The sequence below is a fragment of the Mesorhizobium sp. P3_A2 genome, from assembly GCF_056403115.1.
Window position 1 is genome coordinate 41,490 of sequence record NZ_JBFUGC010000017.1, and the last position, 26,827, is coordinate 68,316.

Sequence of the window (26,827 nt, forward strand, 5' to 3'; positions counted from 1 at the left end):
GTTGCGCCGCATCATAGGCGAGCGGTGGCTTCGAGATACCGTTTTTGACCGGGCTTGCAGTGCAAATTTCCGACCAGGGTTTATAAACCGTCGATAGATAGCGGCAGATACCGCAAACGAGGGTTGCGAAGCCTCACCCCTTGTTGAGCAGCGCCAGATTGGCGTTGACCACGGTCGGGTCGGCCATCCCGGCCCTTGCTTCCATCAGCAGGGCTCTTGCCTTCTTCTTGTTGCCGCGCAGGAGCTGCGAATAGCCCATATTGTTGACGATCTGCGGCTTGCGCCCCGCAACCTTCAACAGCTGGTCGTAGGCACGGTCGGCGAAGTCGAAGCGGCCGAGCTCGTCATAGGAGGCGGCCAGCCCCATCCATCCCTCGGCACTGTCGGCCTTCAGCTCCACGGCCTTGCGGAAATGCTGTTCGGCAAGACCGTAATTGGCGTCGCGGAACTGCGCCTTGCCCTGCGCCAGGTCGGACGTGCTGACGTCCTTTGCGGCCGGTTGGATCGATGTGGTCTTGGTCTTGTCGACGTTCTCAGTCGTACAACCGCTGACTGCCAAGACGGCCGCTAGCGCGGCCATTGCCGTGAAACTTCTGTGACGCATGCCCCTGCCCCAATCGCCCGATTTACCGGGTCATTCTCTGGGGATCATTTGTACAGGAGAGCGATTAAGCTTCGGTGCTGAAATGCGCTGAAAATTTGGTTTCCAGCACACCGTCCATTAACCAGCAGGCGCAGCCTTCGATCGGCACCGACGCGAGCGGCCTCAAGGTTCCAAGGCGTTGAGCGCCGCCGGAACCGGATAGCGGCTGCCGTCATAACGCAGCCGATAGGTATGGCCTGTGGACTTGCCGGGATGAGACTGGCACTCCCCATTGGCATCAGGAAATGGATTATCGGTATCCGATCGCTCGACCACATGAATGTCGTGATAGCCGTGATGTATCGCGCGGCCCATGGTCAGCGTCACCTGAGTGGAATGAAACGATCCTGCGCAGTTGGTATCGCCCTCGCCGCCACTGCCTGCCACGATCATGCCAGCGAGCACCACCCGCAGGCCGTTGCCGTCAACCGCATAGAGCCGCAGATCGGTCTCGCTAAAGGGATTCGGCTGCGAATGGTTTGCCATCTCGATGCGCAGGCCGAAGGCGGTGACACCAGGGGCCAGCCCATAGCGGCCGGTGTCGAACTCGATCTCGCGGATTGCGATGGCGTCATCCGTCATAAGATCAGGCTGGAGCAGCCGCTGGCGCACCTGCAGGCTGTTCCGGTCGACCACCAGCAACTCGATATCGCCGACATGTCGGTCGTAGCTGGATTGGGCGCTGTCGAGCAGCGGCACTGCGACCAGCAACAATTCGTCATGGGCGGGCCAGACCTTGCAGACCAAACCGAACGGCGTATCGCCGTCCCGGAGAGTTTGAGCGATGCTGGTATGGGGCTCGAGTGTGAACGAGGTCCCGTCAGCACTCTTTCGAGCCTTGGGATAGGCCTGCTGCACGAGAGCGGCAGCATCGCCGCAGTCGCCGGCTGCAGCCTGGGCAGGCGACAAGCCGGCCGTGGCAAGGCAGAGGAAGACGGTGCACAAGACTATTCGCATTGGCTGATCACTCATTTGCTGGTTTTGCCGAAGCAGCCGCACTGGCCGGGTCCCACGAAATCCAGGCAGGGCTAATTGAAGTGAGTAACCGCAGGAAGTCGCCTGATGGCTCCGACGTATCTACTGCGCGGCAGTCATTTTGACGATGATCGGGATGACGGCGATCATCAGCACCACCGGCAGGATGCACACCACCACCGGCACCGACATCTTGGCCGGTAAGGCATGTGCCTTTTCCTCCGCCAGCGACATGCGCTTGTGGCGCATTTCGTCGGAGAACACACGCAGCGCCCCGGAGAGGCTGGTGCCGAGTTCCTTGGACTGCTGCAGGAGCGTGGCGAAGGAGCGCACCTCGTCAAGGCTGAGGCGATCGGCGAGCGCCTTCAGGGCATCGTCCAGGCTGCGGCCAGCCCTCAGTTCCAGCGACACCAACTGCAGGTTCTGGCTGAGCGACGGATAGGTCTTGGCCAATTCCTTCGAGACACGCTCGATGCCGGCTTCCATGCTCATGCCGGCATCGGAACAGACGATCATCAAATCCATGAAGTCGGGAAAGCCGTTGCGGTATTCGCGCATCTTTTCCCGCACCTTCTGGCTGAGCACCAAGCCGGGAACGAAATAGCCGGCGGCTCCCGACAGGATAACGAAGGTCCAGCGGCTGGTCGCGGTGGAATCGGCGCTCGCCATCCACTGATTGACCAGGAACGCGCCGATCGCTGTGCCCACGAGGCAGCCGAAGCGGATCAGGAAGAACGTGCCGACCGCGCGCGGCTCCATATAGCCCGCCTGGATCAGCTTCATGCGCAGCCGGGCGACATTTTCCGGATCGCTCTTGGCGTAGAATTCCTGCGCCCGCTTCACCGCCTTCTCGCGCACGACGCTCTGGCTCTTCTTCGGCGCCGCCTCGACCTGTTCGGGAGCCTTCCTGTCGTCCACCTTGAGCCGGCGCTTGAGATCGTTGCGGTCGCCCTTGGCCAACACCAGCGGCCATGCCACCGCGCTGCCGCCCAATGCCAGGAGCAGCGCGGCCACCGGCATCATCGAGGTCGGCGCCAGCGAGGCGAGGAACTGGATCACCTGTTCCATCTCAGAACCGGAAGTTCGACATCTTGAACATGATGATGTTGCCCAGTATCAGCCATGTCACCGAGCCGCCCAGCAGGTACCAGGTCTTCGGCACATCCCAAACCTGGCTGTAAAATTGCGGCATCAGCACCATGATGGCGGCGAACAGCAGCGCCGGAACCGCCGTCAGGATGTAGGCCGACATACGGCCTTCCGTCGAAATGGCGCGCACCTTGCGGCGCAGCTTGCCGCGCTCGCGGATGGTCGTTGACAGCCCGTCGAGGATCTCGCGCAAATTGCCGCCCGAACTCGTCTGGATCGACACCGCGGTGACGAACAGCGGCAGATCCTCCTGGCCGACCCGGTCGAACAGTGAGTTCAACGCCGAGACCAGGTCGGAACCATAGGTCACCTCGTCGGAGATAACGCCGAACTCCGTGCCGATCGGATCGGGCATCTCGCGCGACACCATGGAGATCGCCACCGGAACCGGATGCCCGGCCTTAAGGCCGCGCGTAATCAACTCCAGCGCTTCCGGCAGTTGCACGCCGAACCGCTTGACCCGGCGGCTGCGCTTGGTACGCAGCACCAGCACCGGCAGCAGTGGCGCGAGCATCACAAACAGCAAGATGGCGAGCAGCAGCGGCAGACCGTACCAGAGCGCGGTGAGCATCATCGCCAGTGCCACGCCCGTCGTGATCATCAGGAATTTCGGCAACGGCATCACCATGCCCGACTGCGTACGCAAGGCGCGAAAACGATCGGGCGAGAACAACGAGGTGCCGGCGTCCAGGCCGCGCTCCTTGCGCAGCTGGATCAGCACCTGTTCCTGGCTGATCTTGTTTTCCTGCAGCTTCATGCGCCGGTTGATGGCCAGGCGCTTGTCGCTACGGCCGGCATAAAGCAGATAACAGCCTTCGGCGATCATGATGCCGGTCAGCGCTGCCGCGGCATAGACGACATAGATCGGGCTGAAACTCTCGAACACCAGCCTACTCCTGCGGTCGGCCGGGTTCGAAATATTTGCCGGGGAATTCGATGCCCATATTGCGCAGATCCTCAAGAAAGCGCGGGCGAATACCGGTCGCCTCGTAGTGACCGAGGATGGTGCCGTCGGCTTCCATGCCGGTGCGCACGAAGCGGAATATCTCCTGCATCTGGATGACGTCGCCTTCCATGCCGGTCACCTCGGCGACGCTGGTCACCTTGCGCTTGCCGTCGGAGAGGCGCGTCAGCTGGACGATAAGGTCGAGCGCGCTGGCGATCTGGCTGCGGATCGACTGCACCGTCATGGGCATGCCGGTCATCCCCAGCATCTGCTCGAGGCGTGAAATGGCGTCGCGCGGTGTGTTGGCGTGGATGGTAGCCATCGAACCTTCATGGCCCGTGTTCATCGCCTGCAGCATGTCGAAGGCCTCCTCGCCGCGGCACTCGCCGAGGATGACGCGGTCGGGGCGCATGCGCAGCGCGTTCTTGACCAGGTCGCGCTGCTTCAGCTCGCCATGACCTTCGATGTTGGCGGGGCGCGTTTCCATGCGCGCGACATGCGGCTGCTGCAATTGCAGTTCGGCCGCGTCCTCGATGGTGATCAGCCGCTCGTCTTCCGGAATGAAGGCCGACAATGCGTTGAGCATCGTCGTCTTGCCGGTGCCGGTGCCGCCCGAGATGATGGTCGTCTTGCGGGCGTGCACGGCGGCGGCCAGCACCTCGGCCATATTCTGGGTGATGGCGCCGAATTCGACCAGCTTATGCAGGCCGAGCTTGTTCTTGGAAAACTTGCGGATCGACACCAGTGGCCCGTCGACGCCCACCGGCCGGATGGCTGCGTTGAAGCGTGAGCCGTCGAGCATGCGGGCGTCAACCATCGGCTGCGATTCGTCGACCCGGCGACCGACGGCGGCGACGATCTTGTTGATGATGCGCAACAGGTGCGCCTCATCCTTGAACGGGATGTGGACCTGCTGCAGCTTGCCGCGTTTTTCGACGAAGCAGTTCTGGTGGCCGTTGATCAGGATATCGTTGATGTCGGGGTCCTTGAGCAGCGGCTCCAGCGGACCGAGGCCGACCATCTCGTCGACAATGTCGTCGACCAGCGACTCGAGCTCGACGGTGTTGATCGCCATCCGCTCCTGACGGGTCTTTTCCGATACGAATTCCTGCACCTGCCGGCGCATCTCTTCCTTGGGCAGGCGCTCCAGTGCGACAAGGTTGATTTCCTCGAGCAGCAGACGGTGAATGCGCACGCGGGCGTCGAGCACCTTGTTGGCGCTTTTTCCCGGTGTTGTATCTGGCTTCGGCGGCAAAGCCTTGCGGATCGTCGGAATGACCACGGCGTGGTGCGCAACTGGCGCCGCATCGGCCGGCTTCAGCGGGCGGACGTCACGGTTCTGCAGGGTCGAGAAGCGGCTGGTCATCCGGCTTTCCTCTTCAGGAGGCCCCTGCCGATACCGAACAGCGAGCGCGATTTCTCCGGCGTCGCCACGGCTTCCTCCGGCAGGATGATCTTCTTCAGATCGTTGACGACATTGGCGTTCGGGTCGATCTCGTGCAGCGGCACGCCGCGGTCGACTGCTTCACGCACCAGCCGGTAATTGTTGGAGATGCCACCGACGAAATGCTCGCCGAGGATTTCTTGGACATCCGCCTGCTTGATGCCGTTGTCGAACATCTTCTGCTCGAACCGGTTGACGATGACATTGGGCTTCACTTCCTTGCCGGCCGTCTCGTAGACCGCCTGGATCAGCCGCTGTGTGTGACGCAGACATGGCACCGTCATTTCGGCGACGATGTAGAGCTTGTTGGAGCCGAGCAGCACCGTCTCCGTCCACGGGAACCAGGTGCGCGGCATGTCGATGACGACATTGTCGAAATAGGCCGAGACCAGATCGAGCATGCGCACTACGACATCGGTCTTGAACGAGCGCATTTCCGATGGATGTGTGGGGGCGGCCAGCACGCAGAGCCCGCTGGCATGCTTGGACAGCATCACATCCAGCAGCTGCCGGTCGAGGCGCTCGGGCTGGTTCTCGATTTCGGTGATGTCGAAGCGCGGCTCAAGGTCGAGATATTCGGCGCAAGCGCCCTGCTGGAAATTGAGGTCGACCACGCAGGTCGACGCGCCGCGCGTCACCGAATGATGCAGCTGGAAGGCGGTCTGCAACGCCAGCGTCGTGGTGCCGACGCCACCGGCGGCCGGCATGAAGGTGTAGATCTGCGATTCGGTGTTTTCCTCGCGTCCCGGGCCTTGCAGCGCGCGGATGACAGAACGCACCAGGTCGGCGGTGGTGATCGGCTTGACCAGGAAATCGGCGACCTGGAGCTGCACCAGGATACGCACCGCAGCTGCGTTGAACTCCTGGGTGACGACGACGACCGGAACGCGGCCTTCGAGCCGGCGCATGATGCGCTGCAGCGACTCGATCTCTTCGAGCTTGGCTGCATCCATGTCGACGATGAGCGCGCCGAAATCGGCTTCCTGGACCTCGCCGCGCAGTTCGGAAATCTTCTTCTCGACGGTCGAAAGCTGGATCACCTCCGAAGCCGCGAATGCCGTGCGCGTATCCTGCACAAAGGTCCGGTCGCTGGACACCAGCAGGATTTTCTTGGTCTTGATGCCGCTTGCCATTTTGTCAGCCTGTCAGGTCATTCCCGGTCAAATCGCCAGGCAGATCAATCGGTTGTCGACGTTGGTTGCACGGCCTTGGCGCTCGCCGCCTGATCGGCGGCGTTCACCGCCGCCTCACTGCGCTGCGCCGGCACCAGCAGCCTGGTGTTCTGGACGCCGTATTTCCAGGGATCGACCATCTGCATGGCCGTATTGGCAGCCTGCGCGTTGCCGGCGGCCGTCGTCGGCCCCTCGCTGCGAACATAGTCGTCGCTGGTGCAACCGCTGGCGAGGCCGGCAAACAGCAGGGCAATGCATGGTCCCACGCGCATGGCTTCAATCCTTCGGCAGGTCGAGGAAATGCCCGACCGTGGTGACCGGGGCCGGCTGTGCCGTGCTGCCGCTGGCCATTGCCATTGCGCGGTTCGCGTCGGACGCCTTCACTTCTTCGGTGTTGTTGAGGAAATAGTCGACATTGCTGGCCGGCTGCGTGCCGTCGGTCGGCTCGAGCAACTTCTTCGACGGATCGACCGGCTTGACCAGATAGGGGGTGACGATGATCACCAGGTCGGTCTCGCGCCGCTGATAGGATTTGGACGAGAACAGCGGGCCGAGCACCGGCAGCTTGCCGAGGCCGGGAAGACGCGACGTGGTGATGTCGTTCTGCGATTGCAGCAGACCGGCGATCATGAAGCTCTGGCCGTTCTTCAGGTCGACCGACGTCCTGGCGCGGCGCACGATAAAGCCCGGCACCGAAATCTCACCGATATTGTAGGAGGCCGAGGCATCGATCGAAGAGACTTCCGGCGCGATGTCGAGGCTGACCAGCCCGTCCTTCAGCACGGTCGGCGTGAAATCCAGGCTGACACCGTATTTCTTGTAGCTGACGGAGATCTTGCCATTGTCCTCGGAGACCGGGATCGGGAACTCGCCGCCGGCGAGGAAGCTTGCCGTCTGGCCCGAACGGGCGATCAGGTTCGGCTCGGCCAGCCGCCTGGCAAGGCCACGCTCCTCCAGCGCCTTGATGGCAACGTCGATCGACAGGCCGTTCGACAGCAGCCGGCCGATGATCTCGCCATTGCCCGCCGCCGGCAGCGCGCCAGGCTCGATGGTGACGTCGCGCCCGCCAAGGCCGTAAGCGAAATTGGCGCTGTATTTGGCGCCGAGATCCTGTCCGGCCTGGCGGTTGATCTCGACGAAGCGGACGTTGAGCTGAACCTGCTGCGAAGACGAGATGTTGACCGAATTGATCACTTCCTCATTGCCGGAGAAGCGGCTGGCGATCTTGCTCGCCTTCTCGGCGGCGACCGCGTCATCCGCCTCGCCCGACAGCACGACGCGGCCATTGGCCGAGCCGACCTTGATCTTGGCGTCCGGCACGCTGGCACGAATGGTGCTGGCCAGCTGGTCGGTGTCCAGCGTCACCTCAATGTCGACGGTGCCGACCAGTTGCTTGTTCTCGTCGAACAGCGCGATTCCGGTGGTGCCGAGATTGTTGCCCAGCACATAGAAGGATTTGTCGGTCAGCGGATTGACGTTGGCGATCTCCGGATCGCCGATGACGATCTGGTAGAAGGCGGCATTGGTCATGATCGTCTTCGGCTTGCCCTTGGCCACCTTGATCGACGCATTCTTGGTCGACGACACGTAGACGATGTCGTTGTCGGCCCTGGCCGGCGCACTGAGGCCGAGCATTGCGGCCGCGGCGAGGCAAGCCGCCATCGCAAGCGCCCGCATTGGGCGCAGCCCTTTCGTCATCCGATATGCATGAAATCCCGACATCTGTCCCGTCCCTCGCCCGGTCCCCACCGGCAGTTATGGCTGGTCCCGCGTAGGAACCTGGTATTCTTCGACCTGCGTGCCGCGCGTCACGATGATCGTCTTGAATTTCGGCTTCTCAGGCTCCTTGGTCGCGGCAGTGAACAGCGCGCCGGCAGCGGCCTGGACGCCGGAGGCGACCGACCCGCCGAAGGATGAGATGGTGGTGACGCCGTCCTTTGCGGCGCCGCCGTCAGCGGAAGAGCGGAGCGACAGCGACAAGGTGCCGACAGTGCGGGCAAGCGCCACTTTCTGCGCGCCGTCCGTCGTCACCTCGATGGTCACGGAATTGGCGATCTGCGGCGTGGTCTGGCGCTCGTCGGCGCCCTGGCCGACGGTCAGCACCCTGGCGTCGGAGACGACGATTTCGGAGGTAACGGTCGAACCGGCCGCGCCTTGCGCATTCTTGGCCACTTCCTGGATTTCGCCGGCATCGCGTGTCAGCACCACGTCGACCCGGTCGCCCGGCATCACGAAGCCGCCGACACCGGCGATCTCGTCGGTGCGGATGGTCACCGCCCGCATGCCGGGCGTCATCATGTTGGACAGGGTCGCGCGGCCGTTCGGCCCCGACAGCTTGCTGAGCAGCACCGGCTCGTTGATCTCGATCGGCGACAGCACAACACGGCTGCCTTCGGCAAGCAATGCATTGATGGTGGTGAAGGCTCCCTGCGGCACGGACTCTTCCGACCACGGGATTTCGGTGAGCTGTGCGCGATCGAGTTCCATGCCGTAACGCAACGGTGCGTTGGCCACCACAATGGTCTTGAACTCAACTTTTGGGGTCACGGGCGCCGGGATCGCCGCCGTCTTTTCCTCGGCATCGGTCCTGGCCTGGCTCTTGACCCAGAAATCCGCGGCAAAGATCGAGATCGCGCCGAAAACGGCGGCGATGCCGATCATCGTTATGGCCTTGCCCCTCACAACTAACCCCTGACACCTAGTGGTCTTTTATTTGTTGAGGCCCACGCTAGGCCGCATAGTTAAAGATTCAGGAATCCCGGGCGCCCCACACGGGCCTATTTCCGCCGGCTTGGTTATCGAAAGGTTTTAGGATAAGAAGGGGTTAAATCCCCGAACGTAACAGGAACTTCCGTCGCTTGGCGCTGAAAAGCGTGGCAGTATCGGCGGGTGATTCGCGGCACCGGATTCTATGGCAGGCATGGACGACAATAACGACCTTTTCGGCAATCTGGACAACAAGCCCCAGCCGGTTCGGACGCCGACGCGCCCGGCTGATCCGCTGGTGCAGGCCGCGAAACGCCCTGCTGCGACCAAGGACGGCAGCGAAGGCTATAGCGCTGCCGACATCGAGGTGCTGGAAGGGCTGGAGCCGGTGCGGCGCCGTCCCGGCATGTATATTGGCGGCACCGATGACAAGGCGATGCACCATCTGTTCGCCGAGGTCATCGACAATTCGATGGACGAGGCGGTAGCCGGCCATGCCACCTTCATCGACGTCGAGCTTTCGGCCGACGGGTTTCTGACCGTTACCGACAATGGCCGCGGCATCCCGGTCGATCCGCATCCGAAATTCAAGAAGCCGGCGCTCGAAGTCATCATGACGACGCTGCATTCGGGCGGCAAATTCGACTCCAAGGTTTATGAGACCTCGGGCGGCCTGCACGGCGTCGGCGTCTCCGTCGTCAATGCGCTGTCGGACCATCTCGAAGTCGAAGTGGCGCGAGGGCGCCAGCTCTACCGCCAAAGATTCTCTCGTGGCGTACCGGTAAGCTGGCTGGAGCAGCTCGGCGAGGTGCACAACCGACGCGGCACCAAGATTCGTTTCCATCCCGACGAGCAGATTTTCGGCAAGGGCGCAGCCTTCGAGCCGGCGCGGCTCTATCGCATGACGCGCTCGAAAGCCTACCTGTTTGGCGGTGTAGAGATCCGCTGGAGCTGCGATCCGTCGCTGATCAAGGAAAAGGACCAGACGCCGGCCAAGGCGGAGTTCCATTTCCCCGGCGGCCTGAAGGACTACCTCAAGGCATCGCTCGGCGACGACTTCCAGGTGACGCGAGAAATCTTCGCCGGCAAGAGCGAGAAGCAGGGCGGCCACGGTTCGCTCGAATGGGCGGTGACCTGGTTCGGCGGCGACGGCTTCATCAATTCCTACTGCAACACCATCCCGACCGGCGAAGGCGGCACGCATGAGGCCGGCTTCCGCAACGTGCTGACGCGGGGCTTGCGCGCCTATGCCGACCTCGTCGGCAACAAGCGCGCCTCGATCGTCACCTCCGAAGATGTCATGATCTCGGCGGCAGGCATGCTGTCGGTGTTCATCCGCGAGCCGGAATTCGTCGGCCAGACCAAGGACCGGCTGGCAACAATCGAGGCCATTCGCATCGTCGAGACCGCCATCCGAGATCCTTTCGACCATTGGCTGGCCGACAACCCGCAGGAAGCCTCCAAGCTCTTGGAATGGGTGATCGCGCGCGCCGACGAGCGGGTGCGCCGGCGTCAGGAAAAGGAAGTGTCGCGCAAGAGCGCGGTGCGCAAGCTCAGGCTGCCCGGCAAGCTCGCCGACTGCACGCAGAATGCCGCCGCGGGTGCAGAACTCTTCATCGTCGAAGGCGACTCGGCCGGTGGCTCGGCCAAGCAGGCGCGCGACCGCGCCAGCCAGGCCGTCCTGCCGCTGCGCGGCAAAATCCTCAACGTCGCCAGCGCCGGCAACGACAAGCTGGCCGCCAATCAGCAGATTTCGGACCTGATCCAGGCGCTCGGCTGCGGCACGCGCTCAAAATACCGCGACGAGGATCTGCGCTACGACCGCGTGATCATCATGACCGACGCCGACGTCGACGGCGCCCACATCGCCTCGCTGCTGATCACCTTCTTCTACCAGGAAATGCCGAACCTGGTGAATGGCGGCCATCTCTATCTGGCGGTGCCGCCGCTCTATTCGATCCGGCAAGGCGGCAAGATCGCCTACGCCCGCGACGATGCGCACAAGGACGAACTCTTGCGAACCGAGTTCACCGGCCGCGCCAAGGTCGAGATCGGCCGCTTCAAGGGCCTGGGCGAAATGATGGCCGCGCAGCTCAAGGAAACCACCATGGACCCGAGGAAGCGCACGCTGCTCAGGGTCGATGTCATCGATGCCGTGGCGGCGACCAAGGATGCGATCGACGCGCTGATGGGAACCAAGCCTGAGGCCCGCTTCCGCTTCATCCAGGAACGCGCCGAATTCGCCGCGACGGAAGTGCTGGATATCTGAGCGTCAGCCGGTCTAGCCTGCGCTTCCGATACGGAGACCAGCCTGTGATCTGGGCGCGGCTGAAGAGCTATTTCGAAGCCAGTTTGGCGGGGCTGACTCAGCCGACACGCTCGGACTGGATTTTCGCGCTGCGCACCGTTTCGGCCGGCCTGATCGCGCTTCTCGTTGCCTACGCGCTAAAACTCGACCACCCGCAATGGGCGATGATGACAGTCTTCATCGTCGCCCAGCCGGTCGCCGGCATGGTGCTGGCGAAAGGCTTTTACCGGCTGCTCGGCACGCTGGCCGGTGGGCTTGCGGCGATCGGCATCACCTCCGTTTTCGGGACCAACCCCTGGCTGCTGGTCACGGCGTTGTCCGTCTGGATTGGCCTGTGCACGCTGGTCTCGTCGCTGCTGCGCAACCCGGAAGCCTATGGCGCCGCACTTGCTGGTTATACCGCAATGATCATTGGGCTGCCGGCCTTCGGCCAGCCGCATGTGATCGTCGATCTCGCTGTCGCGCGCTGCGCCGAGATCGTGCTCGGCATCGTCTGTGCCGGGCTGACCAGCCGGCTGATCCTGCCCAAGCTGGCGGCCGACGCCATCATCTCCAGGCTGAAGCGCAGCATCCTCGACCTTGCCATTTATGCGGGCGGCGCTTTTTCCGGCGGAGACCCGGCGACGCTGGCCGGCCTGCATCGCAAGCTGATTGCCGACGCCCAGACGCTGGCCGAGATGCGCACCTATGCAAGGCTCGAAGCGCCGAGCTTCGCCACCCGCGCCCATCCGGTCCGGCGCACCATCGGCCAGCTTCTGTCGGCACTGTCGGCCGCACGTGCCTTGCATTCTCACGCCGCTCCCAAAAACGCGGCACTCATTCCGGTGCGCTCGGAACTGCAGTCGCTGGTCAGCGAACTAGCAGCCACGCCCGAGGCGCTGGACGACACGTCACCATGGGTGACGCTGCTCGACGCGATTGCCGGCAAGGCCAGGCAAATGCCCGACGCCTCGACCGATCAAGGCGACGACAGGGTCGGCACCATAACACGCCTCACCATCGCCGCCGATTTTGCCGAAGCCTTCAAGCAGGTGCTGCGCGGCCTCGACGCTTTGCGCGCACCGGTGACCCGCCCAGGTCGGGGCAATAGGCAGCAGCCCGCGCTGGTGGTGCACCGCGACTACCCCGGCGCTTTTCGCAATGCCATACGCGCCGCCATTGCCACGCTGGCGGTCGCCGCCTTCTGGCTGACGACGAAATGGTCCGACGCGGCCGGCACCGTCATTCTCGTGGCCGTCGTCTCCAGTCTTTTCGCCGCCCGGCCTGACCCGGTGCAGGTGTCATGGGGCTTCTTTAGGGGAACGCTGCTGGCTTTGCCCTTTGCCTTCCTTGTCGGCCAGGTCGCGCTGCCCGCCCTGCCCGGCTTCGGCTGGTTCACGCTGTTTGTGGTGCCGATCCTGATACCGACGGCGCTGGGCATGGCCAATCCGCGCACCGTCGGCGTGGCGACGGCCTTTGCCATCAACTTCCTCGCCTTCCTCAGCCCGCATCAGGCGATGACCTACGCTCCAGGCCCATTCTTCGCCGGCTCGGCGTCGGTGCTGGTCGGCATCCTGCTGGCAATCGGCGTCTTCATCGTGGTGCTGCCCGCCAACCCATGGCTCGCGGCCAACCGCATCGTGCGCGCCATGCGTGAGGACCTGGCCCGGCTTTGCCTGCATGAGCGTGTGCCGCGGCGTTCGGCCTTCGAGAGCCTTGCCTATGACCGCATCAACCAGCTGATGCCGCTCTTGCAGAACGCCGGCAGGAAAGGCGATGCCGTCCTCGGCGGTGGCGTCGCCGCCGTCACCGTCGGCCTCGAAATCCTGCGGCTGCGCACCGCGCAGCAGAGCCCGGCCACGCCTTCCGAAACCGCGCTTTCGATCGGCAATTTCCTGCGCGGCCTGGCGCGTGAACTGCTCTTTCGCGCACCCGGCGATCCGCAGACGGCGACGGTCGCCGTCGCCCGGCAATACGCAGCCGCCCTCAGCGAGCGCAGCGGCAGTGCCGACACGCTGCAGATCGCAGCCTCGCTACGCATCATCGCCGCGGCGATCGAGGATTTCCCGGATTTTTTCGCCAAGGATCGCGGCTAGGAAGTTATGCTGCGGCGATCGCCAGCGCATGCCCACGCGCATTTTCGCGCAGGGCGTCGAGATGGATCGACTTGACCAGGCCGGCAAGATCGCCCTCGGTAGACTGGCCGCCGAGTTCCTTCAGCATCAGCCAGCTGACTTCCTGGACGCCGGCGACGCGCTTGCCATTGGCAACCTCGCGCCAGATCTTGAGCGCGCGCAGGATGATGGCGTGGGTGGGAGCGGCAAGGCCGGCGCTGCGAAACAGCGCCTGGAGCGCAACGTCTTGGCCGCCGGCAAGCAGCGCCCGCACCCGTTGCTGCGACTGTTGGCTGAGCGCGACCAGGGTTGAGCCGAAAAAGTCGACCTTGCCATGGGCAATGGTGCGGATGATGAAACTTGCGGTCAGGTCGCCGCGCAGGCGCAGATGTTCGATGAGTGCGGCATGTTCCTCCGTGCGCGTGCCTTCAATCAGCCGCACCGAAGCCTTGACGCAGGCATCGCGCGTGACGCGCTCGGCTCTGGCCGCCCCCATCAGCGCCATCACCAGCGGTGAACCCTTCAGCGTTTCGCCGAGCTTGACCAGCAGCATGTGCCGGCAGTCGGCGGGCAGCCTGATATCGGTGACCATAGCCTCGCGCAAATGAGCGATATGGCCATGCCGCTCGGCCATGCGGCGAAAGCTGAGCGACGCGATATCGGCGCCGTCATTGGCGAGCAGCGCGGCACACGCTTCCGGTTCGCCGATCTCGGCAATGGCCGCGGCAACCGCCATCGAGACGACCGGCCGGTCCGCGATCAGCTTTTGCGTCGCCTTGTGACCGGCCGCCACGCGGTCGATCAGGTCTGCATCGGTGAGCAGCGGCGAGCGCGCCAGCACCAGGGCTGCCACTTCCGGCTGGTCGGAGGCGAGCGCGCTGATGATCTGCAGCGGGGCGTGATGGCTCATCGACAGTGCCTCGGCCAGGGCCAGCCGCACCTTCGACGAGGCGTCGTCAAGCAGCAGCGTCAGTGCCGCCTCCGCAGCGCAGCGGTCCTCAAAGGGCAGTTCGGCGTTGATATAGGCGCGAGCCAGCGCGCTCGCCGCGGCCGCACGCTCCGATACCTTGGCGGTGTAGATCCATTTCAGGAAATGCGAAACAACGACCATGCCGCCTGCTTTTGCCCCTTGCCGGAAGGTTTCCGGCCCCACGAGGACCCTAGGCAGAAATGGTTTACGAACGGTTCACCATGTTTATTAACTGGCTTGCGGGTGGCATGGGCAGCGCCTATCAACCGTCAGGCTGCAGAGGAGGACGATAATGGCCGGGCTTTATCTCGAAGAGTTCGTCGTCGGCCATGTCTTCAGGCACACGCTGCGCAAGACCGTCACCGAAAGCGACAACATGCTGTTTTCGGTGATGACGCTGAACCCGCAGCCGCTGCATATCGACTTCGACTTCGCCGCCAAAAGCGAATGGGGCAAGCCGCTGGTCAATTCATTGTTCACGCTCGGCCTGATGATCGGCATCTCCGTCAATGACATCACCGTCGGCACCACGGTCGCCAACCTCGGCATGAAGGAGACGGTGTTCCCGCACCCGGTCTTCCACGGCGACACCATCCGTGTCGAGACCACGGTGCTCTCGGTCAGGGAATCGAAATCGAAGCCGGACCGCGGCATCGTCGAGTTCGAGCATCGCGCCTACAATCAGAACGACGTGCTCGTCGCCAAATGCACGCGCCAGGCGATGATGATGAAAAAGGCAGCCTGATGCGCTCGCTGCTGTTTGTGCCCGGCGATTCCGAAAAGAAGCTGGAGAAGGGTTTTGGCGCCGGCGCCGACGTGGTCATCGTCGATCTCGAAGATTCGGTGGCGCCACAAAACAAGGCTACGGCGCGCGAGATCGCGGCACGCTTCATTGCCGGCAACAGGCAGCAGACAAGCTCCGCCGTCTATATCAGAGTCAACGATCTCTCGACCGGATTGACCGACGACGATCTGGCAGTGCTGGTGGCAGTCAAACCCGACGGCATCATGCTGCCGAAATCGAACAGCGGCCAGGATGTGCAGCAGCTCTCTGCAAAGCTGCGCGTGCATGAGGCCGAAAACGGATTGCCGGACGGCGGCATAAGAATCCTGCCGATCATCACCGAGACCGCTGCCGGCGTGCTCGCAGCCGCGAGCTATGCCGGGGCAAGCGCCCGGCTTGCCGGCCTCACCTGGGGTGCGGAGGATCTGTCGGCGGCGATAGGCGCGCGCGCTGCGCGCGACGACAACGGCCGCTATACCGACGTCTTCCGCCTTGCCCGCACCATGACCATCCTCGCCGCTGGCGCGGCCGAAGTCGCGGCGATCGACACCGTCTTTCCGAATTTTCGCGACATGGTCGCCTTCGAGGCGGAATGCACGGAAGCCGAGCGCGACGGCTTCACCGGCAAGATGGCGATCCATCCGGCGCAAGTGCCAGTCATCAACGCCGCCTTCACGCCATCGGCCGAGGCGGTGGAACGCTCGCAGGCGATCGTCTCCGCCTTCGAGGCGGCCGGAAATCCCGGCGTGGTCGGCATTGACGGCAAGATGTTCGACCGGCCACATCTCAGGCTGGCTGAACGGCTCCTGGCCCGCGCCAAGGCGGCAGGCGTTTCCTCTTAGTCTCGCGCCAGGACAATGACCCGGTCCCCCGGCAGATACGCCAGCGCTTCCGACTTCAACGGGTTGACGGTGACGCCGCCCAGCGCCCGCGCATCGGTTTGCGCGGCACGGACGCGCGGTACCCGATGGCGACCTCGCCACGCAACCGCGCCGATTCCGCGATCGTCCAGAACGTCACCGGTTGGTCGATGGCGACATAGTCGCCGACCGGGCGCATGTAGATTCCGGAGCCCTCCTCATCGAGCAGGTCATCGAAGATCGCGGCGAGATACTGGTTCTCCGACGCCTGCGCCAACATCAGGCTGACCAGCCTGTTGCTGACGACGAAGTCATCCGCCTTCTGGATGAAGGGCATCGCTTTTCGCGTGTGCACGGCTAAGGAATCCACAGGAACGTCGAACCTGCCACACACGTCTGGCAAGCCACCCTGGACGGGCCCACTATGGCTCGCAGACCGGTCAGCCGTTCCACGGTCCTGTGTAATCGGCATAGAGCTTTGCCGGATCGGGCCGCGGCCGTTCCGGCGCCGGCCCCTGGTAGGAGCCGATATGGACGAAGCCGACGACGCGTTCCTGCGGCGCCAGTCCCAGCAGTGCCCTGCCCTCGGCCACGTCGGAATACCAGTTGCTGATCATGTTGGTGCCGTAACCCAGCGCGTTGGCCGCGATCATCAGGTTCATCGCCGCCATGCCGCCGGACAGGAACATCTCCCATTGCGGGATTTTTGGGTTGTCCTTCGGAATCGATACCACGCCGATCACCAGCGGCGCACGCGAAAACCGCGCCAGCTCCTGGTTCCGGCGGTTTTCCGCCAACGGCCCTTCGCGCTGTTCGGCAAGGGCGGCCAGCTTCCTGCCGATCTCGACGCGTACTTCGCCGCGATAGAGGATAAAGCGCCAGGGCTCCAGCCGGCCGTGATCGGGCACACGGCTTGCAGCCGCGATCATGATCGCGATATCGGCATCGCTGGGCGCCGGTTCCTTCAATTCAGGAATCGGTGCGGAATTTCGGGTCAGCAGGAAGTCGATGATCGGCGACGCCATGGGGGCCTGGTCTCCTAAAGCACTCGATTTTGAGCTGAAGCACGCCATTGCGGATCGGGGCGGCTTGGGGCATTGGCGCGGACGCGCCGGACGAAAGAGCCTGTTGCCAAGGCGGACCGGACTCTTAAGCCTTGAAATTGCCACCGCCTTGGGCTTCAACGCAAGGCATGTTTGAGGGGACATTGCGCCTTTTCCTGATTTGGCTCGCCGCCGCGCTGTTTGCGCCGGCCTCGATGGCCGTGGCGCAGAATGCCGACGGCATCTCCAATCTGAAACTCCCCGATATTTCGAGCTACGCATCGCCCAAGAGCGAGAGGTCGCTGGCGCTCAGTGGCGGTGGCGCCATAACGCTGTCGGCGCAGTTGACCGACAAGGGGGCCGACATCACGCGCGGCATCGTCTGGCGCGTGTTCAAGCCCGAGGCGGCCAGCGACGGCAAGCTGCCGATGGTGGCGTCCGCGCATGGCGGCACCGCGGTGTTCCAGCTCGAACCCGGCAGCTATCTGGTGCACGCCTCCTACGGACGCGCCGGCGCCACCAAGCGCATAACCGTCGGCAAGGACGCCAGGCGCGAAAGCCTGGTGCTCGATGCCGGCGGCCTCAAGCTCGACGCAGTGCTGTCGGGCGGCGTGCGCATTCCGCCCAAAAAGCTGCGCTTTTCCATCTATGAGGGCACCGCTGAGGCCAATGGCGACCGCGCCTTGATCATCCCCGATGTCGAGCCGAACAGCGTCGTACGGCTCAACGCCGGCGTCTACCATGTCGTCTCCACCTATGGCGCGGTGAATGCCGTCATTCGCTCCGACATACGCGTCGAGGCCGGCAAGCTGACCGAAGCGACGGTCGAGCATCGTGCGGCCGAGATGACCATGAAGCTGGTTCGCGAGACCGGCGGCGAAGCCATCGCCGATACATCCTGGTCGCTGCTCAACGAATCCGGCGATCCGATCAAGGAAGCCGTCGGCGCCTTCGCCTCGATGGTGCTGGCCGAAGGCCAATACACCATCATCGCCAAGAACCGCGACCGCATCTACCAGAAGGATTTTACCGTCGTTGCCGGACAGAACCAGGAGATCGAGGTGCTGGCCACCGAGGCGTCGGCGATCGATCCCGAGGAAGGTGCCGACTAAACCGGCGGGTTTTGCCTGCTCAATCGAAGGTGTACCCGTTTCGTCAGGCGGCCTTGCGCAGGCGGCGCGGCAGGAAGTGGACGCGGCCGCGCGGCGCATCCGGCGCCAGATCGAAGACGCCACGATGAAGGCGGTCGAGCAAGGCCTTGCGGTCGCGCAGCGGCTCCAACTCGTCCCAGCTCAGTACGTTGCCTACGCGCACGTCGATCGCCTTGCCGGACAGCCGCGCGAACTCGCGGATGAGCATCGAAAGGCGCAGCGTCAGCGACGCCTTGCCGACGAATTTCGCCACCCGCCCTTCACGCTCGGCCATGTTCATCGGGCCGCTGACCAGATGGAACAGCCGCCCGTTCTGACCGGAAAAATGCATCGGCACCACCGACGCCTTGGCATCCTGCACCAGGCGGGCCGGAAACATCTTCCACGGGAGGTCGCGCGCCCGGCCAAAGCCTTTCGGCGCGGTGGCGACGCCGCCGGCCGGAAACACGACGATGGTGACGCCCTCTTTCAACAGCCGCACAGCCTCATGGCGCACAGCCATATTGTTCTTCACCGCGTCCTTGGTCTCGGAAAAGTCGATCGGCAGCGAGTACGGTTCCATCTCGCGGATCTTGAGCAGATCCTTGTGGATCATGACACGGAATGGACGCCCGAGTTGCTCGGCCAGCGACAGCACCGCAATGCCGTCGCCGATGCCGAACGGATGGTTGGCGACGATCACCAGCGGTGTGTCAGGCAGTTTCGCCGGCGGCCACTGATCGGCGCTGCGCACCTTGACGTCGATGAGCTCCAGCATGCGGCTGAACACGCGTTCGCCGGTAGGCGCCACCTGGCGGCGCCAGAAATCGTAGAGCGCAGCATACCGGTCACGTCCCGACAGGCCTTCAATGGAATGGATGAACCAGCGCGTCAGCGCGGGCTGGCTCGCATTGGCGTAGGAGAGCTCGGGAAACGGTCTTTCCCGCATTTTCAGCTTGAGCATGGGGGCTCGTTACAGGGTTGGCGTGACAGGCATGTGAAAATGGCGGTGGATCGCTCCACCGCCATTCCTTAGAGATATTGATGTTCAGGCCGCGTTTCGTCTGCGGTCGGGCGACGTGGCTTCGTCGGACAGCGACTTGAGCGCATCGGCCAGCTTGAGCGATTCCTGGTCGCGGGAGCCGAGCCGGCGGATGTTGACCGTCTCCTCCTCCGCCTCGCGCTTGCCGCAGACGAGGATCACCGGAACCTTGGCCAGCGAATGCTCGCGGACCTTGTAGTTGATCTTCTCGTTACGCAGATCGGCTTCGGCGATAAGCCCCGCGGCCTTCAACTGTGCGACAACCTTTCGCGCATAGTCGTCGGCATCGGACGTGATCGTCGCCACCACCACCTGCAGCGGCGCGAACCACAGCGGGAAATGGCCGGAATAATGCTCGGTCAGGATGCCGAGGAAGCGCTCCATCGAGCCGCAAATGGCGCGATGCACCATCACCGGCTGCTTCTTTTCCGAATCCGAACCGATGTAGAAAGCGCCAAAACGCTCCGGCAGGTTGAAGTCGACCTGCGTGGTGCCGCACTGCCATTCGCGGCCGATGGCGTCCTTCAGCACATACTCGAACTTCGGCCCATAGAAGGCGCCCTCGCCCGGATTGATCGAGGTCTTGATGCGGTTGCCCGAACGCGTGCGGATCGTATCCAGCACGCTGCTCATGATCGCCTCGGCATGATCCCAGGCCTCGTCGGTGCCGACGCGCTTGTCAGGCCGCGTCGACAGCTTCACGCTGACCTCGTCGAACCCGAAATCGGCATAGGTCGACAGGATCAGGTCATTGATGCGCAAGCACTCGGCGGCGAGTTGATCCTCGGTGCAGAAGATATGCGCATCGTCTTGCGTGAAACCGCGCACACGCATCAGCCCGTGCAGCGCGCCGGACGGTTCGTAGCGATGCACATTGCCGAATTCTGCAAGCTTTACGGGCAGATCGCGATAGGATTTCAACCCATGCTTGAAGATCTGCACATGGCCCGGACAGTTCATCGGCTTCAGCGCGAACACGCGGTCGTCGTCGGTGTCGTCGCCGGCCACCGTCACCTTGAACATGGCGTCGCGATACCAGCCCCAGTGGCCTGACGTCTCCCACAGGCTCTTGTCCAGAACCTGCGGTGCGTTGACCTCCTGGTAGCCTTGCTCGTCGAGGCGGCGGCGCATGTAGTTGACCAGGTTCTGGAACATCTTCCAGCCCTTGGCGTGCCAGAAGACGACGCCCGGCCCCTCTTCCTGGAAATGGAACAGATCCATTTCGCGGCCGAGTTTGCGATGGTCGCGCTTCTCCGCCTCCTCCAGCATCGTCTGGTAGGCATCGAGCTCAGCCTGGTCGGCCCAGGCCGTACCATAAATGCGGGTCAGCATCGGGTTGTTCGAATCGCCGCGCCAATAGGCGCCGGCCACCTTCATCAGCTTGAAGGCGTTGCCGATCTGCCCGGTCGAGGCCATGTGTGGGCCGCGGCAAAGATCGAACCAGTCGCCCTGGGCATAGATCTTGAGATCCTGGTCCTCGGGAATGGCATCGATCAGCTCAAGCTTGTAGCGCTCACCCTTGTCGGCAAAGATCTTTTTCGCCTTGTCGCGCGACCAGACTTCCTTGGTGAACGGCTTGTTGCGCGCGATGATCTCGCGCATCTTCTTTTCGATCACCGGGAAATCGTCCGGCGTAAACGGCTCATTGCGGGCGAAGTCGTAATAGAATCCGTTCTCGATCACCGGCCCGATGGTCACCTGCGTTCCCGGCCACAGCTCCTGCACGGCCTCCGCCAGCACGTGCGCCGCATCGTGGCGGATGAGCTCCAGTGCGCGGGGATCGGTGCGGGTGATGATCTCGACCTTGCCGGACTTGCCGAGCGGGTCGGAAAGATCACGCACAGTGCCGTCGATGGCATAGGCGACGGCTTTCTTGGCCAGCGACTTCGAGATCGATTCGGCCAACCCAGCACCGGTCATCGCCGCGTCGTAGTCGCGGACGGAGCCATCGGGAAATGTCAGGGAAACGGAATTCAGCATCAGGTATCTCCTATCCAGTCCCGCAAACGAGCGCGGGTGGTCGTGGTGTGAAGCCGGAGGCATCCGGCAGCGGGCGGGTTTTAGAGGCAGCACGGTAAGAGGTAAAGAGCCGTCGTTGGCGCAACCGTCAGGAATTGGCGCGACAGATGTCGCAGGCCAGTCGCACAGGCTTGCGAATTTCCCCGACACGAGGTTGGAATCCCCGGCATGGAAGACACAAAACCCAGCCGGACCGCACTGGGCGTCGCGCGCCTGCGGGCCCTCCACCAGTTCTCGCCGCAGGCGGCGCTGTTTCGCGACCCATACGCGAGTGCGATACTGGGCGATGCCGCACCGACGGCGCAGGAGCTCGAGCAGGAAGATGAGCGCAGCCGGCGCATGCGCCTGTTCGTGGCCTTGCGTGCCCGTCTCACCGAGGACTGGCTGGCTGCGGCGGTGCGCCGGGGCGTTCGGCAAGTGGTGGTGCTCGGCGCCGGTCTCGACACTTTCTCGCTGCGCAATCCGTACCCGGATGTCGCGGTGTTCGAAGTCGATCATCCGGCGACACAGGCCTGGAAGCGCAAATGCATCGCCGATGCTGGTCTTGCCGAACCGCCGGCCACCACGTTCGTGCCAGTCAATTTCGAGCGGCAGAACCCGGCGGACGAACTGGCATTAGCCGGCTTGAGGCCAGCCGAGCCCAGTTTCTTCATCTGGCTGGGCGTCGTTCCGTATCTGAGCCAGGAAGCGATCTTCAGCACCCTGTCCTGGATTGCCGGCATGCCCGGTTCGGAGGTCGTCTTCGACTATAGCGAGCCGGCCGAGAACCGCGATGCGGCGGGTCAGGCTGCCCTCTCCTTCCATGCAGAGCGCGTCGCCACTGTCGGCGAGCCCTGGATCAACTTCTTCGTCCCCGCCGCGCTGGCGCGATCGCTGCGCGAACTCGGCTTCGCCGAGATCGAAGATCTGGAAAGCAGCGAGATTGCCGCCCGCTTCTCCAGGGCGCCAAAGGCAGAGGCAAGGAATTCCGGCGGCCACCTCATCCGTGCCCGCCGGAGCGCTTAAGCCACGCAAGATCATTTCACCAGCTGCGGCAAATCCTTCAGGAACGCCGTGCGCGTCGCAGGGCCTTTCGGCGTGTCGATCGGCTTGGTATCGACCACCAGCCGGGCAAAGACGATCCGGCGTCCGCCCTTCTCGGCCCAGCCGACGAACCATCCGAGCGAGCGTTTGTCCTTGCTGTTGCCGAGCCTTGTGCTGCCGGTCTTGCCCTGCACCGTCCAGTCGCCGGCCTGAAAACTCGGCAGGATGGCTTGGGTCATCTCATGCGCCTTGGCCGTAACAGGCATCTTGCCGGCAAGCAGCTGGCGCAGGAAGGCTGTCTGTTCGACCGGCGATATCTGCAGCGAGGAATTTATCCAGGATTGCGTGAGCCCGTTGTCCTTGCCGGCATCGCCCGAGACATCCATGTTGCCGTAGCCGAATTTCGAGACGTAGCCGGCAAAGCTTTTCGCGCCGAGCCGGCGCACGATCTCGCGCGAATACCACACGATCGAGTCGCGCTCCCAGATCGTCGGGTCGACGGTTTTGTGGTCGCGCTTCACGGCCTTGAATTCAGGCTTGTACTCCCAGCTCGGCGTATGCGCGTCACTCAGGATGCCGCTGTCGTAACCGATCAGCGCCAGTGGAACCTTGAAGGTGGAAGCCGGGCTGACGCGTTGGTCGCAGACGCCGTTCTGATAGAGCGTCCCGCCGCTCGCCGCGTCCTGGATCAGCGTGCATTGGACATCGCCAAGCGGCGCCGAGTGCGCCCGCATCGGAAACCCCAAAAACCAGGCCAGCAGGAACAGGACCGCGGCAATGATAAAGGGATGGGTTTCGATCCGACGCATGTGAGCTCTCCTGGGAATGACCAGGAGGCGCTTAGCGAAGCGTCTTGGCTCGATTTTGACTCAAATGCGCAGTCTTTGTGCAGGCCGTTGTTAACCCTACCGGATCGTAAAGAAATGCGGCCTTGGCGATCTGAATCAGGAGCCTAGAGCGTCGCCGTCAGGCCTCGCCGCGCTTCTTGCCGATCCGCCAATAACGCCAAGGTGTGAACCAGACATAGCGTGGGGCGAGCACCTCCGGAACACGGTCTATGCCATGCGTTCCGAACGGCCCGCAGCGCAGCACGCGAAACAGTCCCATCCAGCCGCCGGCCCACAGGCCGTGCCGGGCAATCGCCTCGTGCGCGTATTCGGAACAGGTCGGCAGATGCCGGCAGGAGTTGCCGACAAAGCCGGACAGCGTCAGCTGGTACAGGCGCACCAGCGACGTGCCGAAAATGCGGCCGGGCGTCTTGCGCCAGGGACCGGGCCAGTTGCGCCCGCGCTGGGTCTGTCCGGTGGCATGCACATGCCGGTGCTGGTCACCCACGGCGATCTCTTTCTAAACGTGATCCCGAACCCGTTTTTCGGGATCGGCTTGCGCTTCCAAGCCGATAGATGTGAGCTTCGGCAGGCAAACGCAATCCCGTTCACTCACTTGCTTCCCTGTCGGCATCAGGGTCGCGAGCGACGAAAGGGATGCCGCTCCCTTGGAGTCGCCCAGCGGATGGCTGGCCGTTCCTCAATGCGCGGGGCGTGGTGCCTGTCGCCATGCCATTGAAACGTCGCGATCCGCATCACATCGCCAAAGATTTCCAGAAACTGGATCATGTCCGTGTCTCCTTTGAGACGGATTAGACGCCCACTGGTCTTCGCCTTCAAACGAGTATAATTTCCGCTTCGGATAACTTTGGGTTATGCGAATGAAGCGCGGCCGGCTGCCCCTGACAGCGTTGCGAAGTTTCGAGGCAGCCGGCCGGCAATTGAGTTTCAGCCGGGCCGCCGAGGAGCTGTTCGTCTCGCAGGCCGCGATCAGCCGGCAGATCCGCGAACTGGAGCAGTTCCTGCGCCGGCCCTTGTTCCACCGCCATCATCGCCGCGTCGAGCTGACCGAGGCCGGCCAGCGTCTGCTCGATCAGCTGGTCAAGAGTTTCGACGACATCGACAGGCTGCTTTCGGACTTGGTGGCGGCCCCGGCGCAGTCGGTGGTCCGCGTCAGCGTCGAGCCATCGCTGGCCTCGGTATGGCTGTTGCCGCGGCTCAACCGCTTCAGCCAGTTGCGGCCCGATATCGACGTTTCCCTCGAAGTCGACCCAAGGCCGATCGAGTTCCGCAGCGATCAGCCCGAACTTGCCTTGCGCTTCAGTGCGCGCGCCACCTCATGGCCGCGCAGCGAGGCCGAATGGCTTGCTTCGACCGTCGATTCACCGGTACTGTCGCCGGCCTTGCTGGCGTCAGGCCCTCCTCTCGAAAAGCCGCTCGACCTCGCCCGCTACACGCTGTTGCACGAGGAAAACCGTCAAGGCTGGGCGCGCTGGTTCGAGGCAGCCGGCGTGGCCGCCGACGCCATTCCGGCGCGCGGCCCGATGTTGGCGGATGTGTCGCTGTCAAAGCAGGCGGCCCTGCTCGGACACGGCGTGGCGCTGGGTGACCTGTTGCAGATCGGTGAGGAGATCGCGTCCGGCGCGCTGATCAAGCCGTTCGACATCGATGTCGCATCCGGCGCCTACTGGCTGGTCGCCAGGAGTTTGAACGACCTGCCGGAGCCGGCCAAGGCCTTTGCAGACTGGGTGAGAAGCGAATTTGCCGAAAGCAGAAGGACGCAGGAAACGAAGGCTGGAGCCACCGGCTAGTTAGCGATCCAGCAAGGCTCGAAGCAAAAACACCAGGCTCTGGCGGTCAAACGGAAAGGTCAGGCGGCTTCTTCGGCGCGTTTCTTCTCGATCTGGCCGATGGCATCGACTACGGCATCGAAGGTCAGCATGGTCGAGGCATGGCGCGCCTTGTAGTCGCGCACCGGCTCCAGATATTTCAGATCGGCGAAACGACCTTCTGGCGGCGCCCCGTTTTCCTTGAGCATCTTCAGCATGGTGTCGCGCACAGCCCGCAATTCGTCAGCGCTGGCGCCGATGACATGCTGAGCCATGATCGAGGACGAGGCCTGGCCAAGCGCGCAGGCCTTCACGTCATGAGCGAAATCGGTAACGACGCCATCGTCCATCTTGAGGTCGACAGTCACCGTCGAGCCGCACAATTTGGAATGGGCACGTGCCGTCGCGTCCGGATCATTGAGCCGGCCGATGCGTGCGATGTTTCCGGCAAAACCCAGAATTTTCGCATTGTAGACGTCGTCAATCATATTTTTCCAATCCGTCGCCGCCAAGCGAACAGCGATTGCCGCTATGGCGTCTTTCATTCGCTGGGCACGACCATATATAATGCTGGCAGTCGGGTATCGACAAGGCAACGCAAAGCCGCCGTCCTTGCCCATTTCGTTCACGCCGCTTACGGGCTGGAAGCCGGGCGAATTTCCAGCACCCGAAAGGTCGTGGTCCGTTCAACTCGTTCCTCCTGAGAGAGGAACTACGGGAGACGCCTTTATGGATGCCGTCATCAAGAAAATCATGCCCCCCTCCGACTATCTAGACAAGCCGGTCACCGACAGGCCGAGCGAAGCCGAGGTCGAGGCCGCCGTGCGCACGCTGTTGCGCTGGACCGGCGACAATCCGGACCGCGAAGGCCTGATCGACACGCCCAAGCGTGTCACCAAGGCCTATCTCGAAATGTTCAACGGCTACGACATGTGCCCGGCCGAAGAACTTGGCCGCACCTTCGAGGAAGTCGCCGGCTATGACGATCTCGTCATCGTCAGGGATATCCACTTCCATTCGCATTGCGAGCATCACATGGTGCCGATCATCGGCAAGGCGCACGTCGGCTATCTGCCGGACGGCAAGGTCGTCGGCCTGTCCAAGATCGCCCGCGTCGTCGATATCTTTGCCCATCGCCTGCAGACGCAGGAAGCGATGACCGCGCAGATTGCCGGCGTCATCCAGGACGTGCTCAATCCGCGCGGCGTCGCCGTCATGATTGAGGCCGAGCATATGTGCATGGCCATGCGCGGCATCCGCAAGCAAGGCTCCACTACGCTGACCTCGACCTTCACCGGCGTGTTCAAGGACACGCCTGAGGAACAGGTCCGTTTCGTCACCATGGTGCGCGGCCTCGGGGTGTAAGCCCCGCCGGCATCGCTAGATCAAGGACCGGCGATGTCGGCACTAACATTTCCCAAGGCTCCATCGGACAAGAAGGCGCTTGAAGAAGGCGCGGTGTTTTCACCGCGCTTTGACGCCGCGGGCCTCGTCACTGTTGTCGTCACCGATGCCGAAGACGGCATGCTTTTGATGGTCGCGCATATGAATGCCGAGGCGCTGGCGCTGACGCTGGAGACCGGCATCGCCCATTACTGGTCGCGCTCGCGCAATGCGCTGTGGCAAAAGGGCGAAACCTCCGGCAATTTTCAGCATGTCGTCGAGATGCGCACCGACTGCGACCAGGACGCCCTATGGCTTCGCGTGAAAGTGTTGGGCCACGACGCAACCTGTCACACAGGCCGGCGTTCATGCTTTTATCGGACGGTGGGGCTCAACGACGGCAAGGCGACGCTTGCCGACGATGGCAGCAGACCGCTGTTCGATGCGGACCAGACGTATCGGAAGTGAACCATTCAACAGT

The 26,827-nt window shown here is 63.2% G+C and carries 28 protein-coding genes; 10 read left to right on the forward strand and 18 right to left on the reverse strand.

The features are described from left to right. Positions 1 to 133: 133 nt before the first annotated feature. The 9 genes from AC1DXM_RS28820 to cpaB all read right to left on the reverse strand — a co-directional run bounded on the left by AC1DXM_RS28820 (position 134) and on the right by cpaB (position 9,011). Positions 134 to 604 (reverse strand): hypothetical protein, encoded by a 471-nt coding sequence (locus AC1DXM_RS28820; RefSeq protein ID WP_477238468.1) that lies wholly within the window; start codon positions 602 to 604, stop codon positions 134 to 136. A gap of 162 nt (positions 605 to 766) precedes the next feature. Next, positions 767 to 1,588, reverse strand: a complete 822-nt coding sequence (locus AC1DXM_RS28825) for a PA3715 family protein (protein WP_477238470.1) — start codon at positions 1,586 to 1,588, stop codon at positions 767 to 769. 132 nt (positions 1,589 to 1,720) lie between these two features. Further along, positions 1,721 to 2,686: a type II secretion system F family protein gene (locus tag AC1DXM_RS28830; protein ID WP_477238472.1), complete on the reverse strand. Its 966-nt coding sequence runs from the start codon at positions 2,684 to 2,686 to the stop codon at positions 1,721 to 1,723. 1 nt (position 2,687) lies between these two features. Then, positions 2,688 to 3,653 (reverse strand): type II secretion system F family protein, encoded by a 966-nt coding sequence (locus tag AC1DXM_RS28835; protein ID WP_477238474.1) that lies wholly within the window; start codon positions 3,651 to 3,653, stop codon positions 2,688 to 2,690. A 4-nt stretch (positions 3,654 to 3,657) separates the two neighbouring features. Further along, positions 3,658 to 5,079 carry a TadA family conjugal transfer-associated ATPase gene (locus AC1DXM_RS28840; protein ID WP_112564632.1) on the reverse strand — a complete coding sequence of 474 codons (1,422 nt, stop codon included), beginning with the start codon at positions 5,077 to 5,079 and terminating at the stop codon, positions 3,658 to 3,660. Beyond that, positions 5,076 to 6,290 (reverse strand): CpaE/TadZ family protein, encoded by a 1,215-nt coding sequence (locus AC1DXM_RS28845; protein ID WP_477238477.1) that lies wholly within the window; start codon positions 6,288 to 6,290, stop codon positions 5,076 to 5,078. Before AC1DXM_RS28845 ends, AC1DXM_RS28840 begins: the two co-directional genes overlap by 4 nt. Positions 6,291 to 6,334: 44 nt before the next feature. Beyond that, positions 6,335 to 6,601, reverse strand: a complete 267-nt coding sequence (locus AC1DXM_RS28850) for a hypothetical protein (protein ID WP_477238479.1) — start codon at positions 6,599 to 6,601, stop codon at positions 6,335 to 6,337. A gap of 4 nt (positions 6,602 to 6,605) precedes the next feature. Further along, a complete protein-coding gene (locus tag AC1DXM_RS28855; RefSeq protein ID WP_477238481.1) occupies positions 6,606 to 8,006 on the reverse strand; it encodes a type II and III secretion system protein family protein in 1,401 nt (466 codons plus the stop codon). Between the two features lie 78 nt (positions 8,007 to 8,084). After that, the gene (gene cpaB / locus AC1DXM_RS28860; protein ID WP_477238483.1) at positions 8,085 to 9,011 is read right to left on the reverse strand and encodes a Flp pilus assembly protein CpaB; all 927 of its coding nucleotides are present in this window, start codon (positions 9,009 to 9,011) and stop codon (positions 8,085 to 8,087) included. A gap of 238 nt (positions 9,012 to 9,249) precedes the next feature. Between cpaB and parE the strand changes: the two genes are divergently transcribed. Continuing rightward, on the forward strand, positions 9,250 to 11,304 hold the full coding sequence (gene parE, locus AC1DXM_RS28865; protein ID WP_477238485.1) for a DNA topoisomerase IV subunit B: 2,055 nt from the start codon (positions 9,250 to 9,252) through the stop codon (positions 11,302 to 11,304). A gap of 44 nt (positions 11,305 to 11,348) precedes the next feature. Then, on the forward strand, positions 11,349 to 13,418 hold the full coding sequence (locus AC1DXM_RS28870; protein ID WP_477238487.1) for an FUSC family protein: 2,070 nt from the start codon (positions 11,349 to 11,351) through the stop codon (positions 13,416 to 13,418). A 4-nt stretch (positions 13,419 to 13,422) separates the two neighbouring features. Here the strand turns inward: AC1DXM_RS28870 and AC1DXM_RS28875 are convergent, their stop codons facing one another. Then, positions 13,423 to 14,547 (reverse strand): DUF2336 domain-containing protein, encoded by a 1,125-nt coding sequence (locus tag AC1DXM_RS28875; RefSeq protein WP_477238489.1) that lies wholly within the window; start codon positions 14,545 to 14,547, stop codon positions 13,423 to 13,425. Between the two features lie 151 nt (positions 14,548 to 14,698). On the opposite strand from AC1DXM_RS28875, the gene AC1DXM_RS28880 reads away from it, so the two are divergent. Together AC1DXM_RS28880 and AC1DXM_RS28885 are read left to right on the forward strand one after the other, a co-directional pair. After that, positions 14,699 to 15,151 carry a MaoC family dehydratase gene (locus AC1DXM_RS28880; RefSeq protein ID WP_477238491.1) on the forward strand — a complete coding sequence of 151 codons (453 nt, stop codon included), beginning with the start codon at positions 14,699 to 14,701 and terminating at the stop codon, positions 15,149 to 15,151. Further along, positions 15,151 to 16,032, forward strand: a complete 882-nt coding sequence (locus AC1DXM_RS28885) for an HpcH/HpaI aldolase/citrate lyase family protein (protein WP_477238493.1) — start codon at positions 15,151 to 15,153, stop codon at positions 16,030 to 16,032. Before AC1DXM_RS28880 ends, AC1DXM_RS28885 begins: the two co-directional genes overlap by 1 nt. A gap of 55 nt (positions 16,033 to 16,087) precedes the next feature. Here the strand turns inward: AC1DXM_RS28885 and AC1DXM_RS28890 are convergent, their stop codons facing one another. Further along, a complete protein-coding gene (locus AC1DXM_RS28890; RefSeq protein WP_477238495.1) occupies positions 16,088 to 16,405 on the reverse strand; it encodes a hypothetical protein in 318 nt (105 codons plus the stop codon). A gap of 85 nt (positions 16,406 to 16,490) precedes the next feature. Then, positions 16,491 to 17,075: a nitroreductase family protein gene (locus AC1DXM_RS28895; protein WP_477238497.1), complete on the reverse strand. Its 585-nt coding sequence runs from the start codon at positions 17,073 to 17,075 to the stop codon at positions 16,491 to 16,493. On the opposite strand from AC1DXM_RS28895, the gene AC1DXM_RS28900 reads away from it, so the two are divergent. Together AC1DXM_RS28900 and AC1DXM_RS28905 are read left to right on the forward strand one after the other, a co-directional pair. Then, positions 17,059 to 17,250: a hypothetical protein gene (locus AC1DXM_RS28900; RefSeq protein WP_477238499.1), complete on the forward strand. Its 192-nt coding sequence runs from the start codon at positions 17,059 to 17,061 to the stop codon at positions 17,248 to 17,250. The two genes, AC1DXM_RS28895 and AC1DXM_RS28900, sit on opposite strands and share 17 nt — an antisense overlap. Further along, positions 17,243 to 18,205: a hypothetical protein gene (locus AC1DXM_RS28905; RefSeq protein ID WP_477238501.1), complete on the forward strand. Its 963-nt coding sequence runs from the start codon at positions 17,243 to 17,245 to the stop codon at positions 18,203 to 18,205. Before AC1DXM_RS28900 ends, AC1DXM_RS28905 begins: the two co-directional genes overlap by 8 nt. 43 nt (positions 18,206 to 18,248) lie before the next feature. Here the strand turns inward: AC1DXM_RS28905 and AC1DXM_RS28910 are convergent, their stop codons facing one another. Then, complete coding sequence (locus AC1DXM_RS28910) at positions 18,249 to 19,187, reverse strand: lysophospholipid acyltransferase family protein (RefSeq protein ID WP_477238503.1); 939 nt, start codon at positions 19,185 to 19,187, stop codon at positions 18,249 to 18,251. 84 nt (positions 19,188 to 19,271) lie between these two features. Beyond that, positions 19,272 to 21,245: a threonine--tRNA ligase gene (gene thrS, locus AC1DXM_RS28915; RefSeq protein WP_477238505.1), complete on the reverse strand. Its 1,974-nt coding sequence runs from the start codon at positions 21,243 to 21,245 to the stop codon at positions 19,272 to 19,274. Between the two features lie 207 nt (positions 21,246 to 21,452). On the opposite strand from thrS, the gene AC1DXM_RS28920 reads away from it, so the two are divergent. Beyond that, on the forward strand, positions 21,453 to 22,289 hold the full coding sequence (locus AC1DXM_RS28920) for an SAM-dependent methyltransferase (RefSeq protein ID WP_477238507.1): 837 nt from the start codon (positions 21,453 to 21,455) through the stop codon (positions 22,287 to 22,289). Positions 22,290 to 22,300: 11 nt separating this feature from the next. Here AC1DXM_RS28920 and blaOXA read toward each other — a convergent pair whose 3' ends face one another. From blaOXA to AC1DXM_RS28935, 3 genes are all read right to left on the reverse strand, one after another. Continuing rightward, positions 22,301 to 23,116 (reverse strand): class D beta-lactamase, encoded by an 816-nt coding sequence (gene blaOXA, locus AC1DXM_RS28925; protein WP_477238509.1) that lies wholly within the window; start codon positions 23,114 to 23,116, stop codon positions 22,301 to 22,303. 157 nt (positions 23,117 to 23,273) lie between these two features. Next, positions 23,274 to 23,642 carry a membrane protein insertion efficiency factor YidD gene (yidD, locus tag AC1DXM_RS28930; RefSeq protein ID WP_477238511.1) on the reverse strand — a complete coding sequence of 123 codons (369 nt, stop codon included), beginning with the start codon at positions 23,640 to 23,642 and terminating at the stop codon, positions 23,274 to 23,276. A 125-nt stretch (positions 23,643 to 23,767) separates the two neighbouring features. Then, positions 23,768 to 23,923, reverse strand: a complete 156-nt coding sequence (locus AC1DXM_RS28935) for a hypothetical protein (RefSeq protein WP_477238513.1) — start codon at positions 23,921 to 23,923, stop codon at positions 23,768 to 23,770. A 92-nt stretch (positions 23,924 to 24,015) separates the two neighbouring features. Between AC1DXM_RS28935 and AC1DXM_RS28940 the strand changes: the two genes are divergently transcribed. Continuing rightward, a complete protein-coding gene (locus AC1DXM_RS28940) occupies positions 24,016 to 24,945 on the forward strand; it encodes a LysR substrate-binding domain-containing protein (protein WP_477238591.1) in 930 nt (309 codons plus the stop codon). A 59-nt stretch (positions 24,946 to 25,004) separates the two neighbouring features. On the opposite strand, the gene AC1DXM_RS28945 is transcribed toward AC1DXM_RS28940, so the two are convergent. Beyond that, the gene (locus AC1DXM_RS28945; protein WP_477238515.1) at positions 25,005 to 25,451 is read right to left on the reverse strand and encodes an iron-sulfur cluster assembly scaffold protein; all 447 of its coding nucleotides are present in this window, start codon (positions 25,449 to 25,451) and stop codon (positions 25,005 to 25,007) included. A 241-nt stretch (positions 25,452 to 25,692) separates the two neighbouring features. Between AC1DXM_RS28945 and folE the strand changes: the two genes are divergently transcribed. Then, positions 25,693 to 26,328, forward strand: coding sequence for a GTP cyclohydrolase I FolE (gene folE, locus AC1DXM_RS28950; protein WP_477238517.1), 636 nt, complete (start codon positions 25,693 to 25,695; stop codon positions 26,326 to 26,328). A 33-nt stretch (positions 26,329 to 26,361) separates the two neighbouring features. Beyond that, positions 26,362 to 26,814 (forward strand): phosphoribosyl-AMP cyclohydrolase, encoded by a 453-nt coding sequence (gene hisI, locus AC1DXM_RS28955; protein WP_477238519.1) that lies wholly within the window; start codon positions 26,362 to 26,364, stop codon positions 26,812 to 26,814. Positions 26,815 to 26,827: the final 13 nt, after the last annotated feature.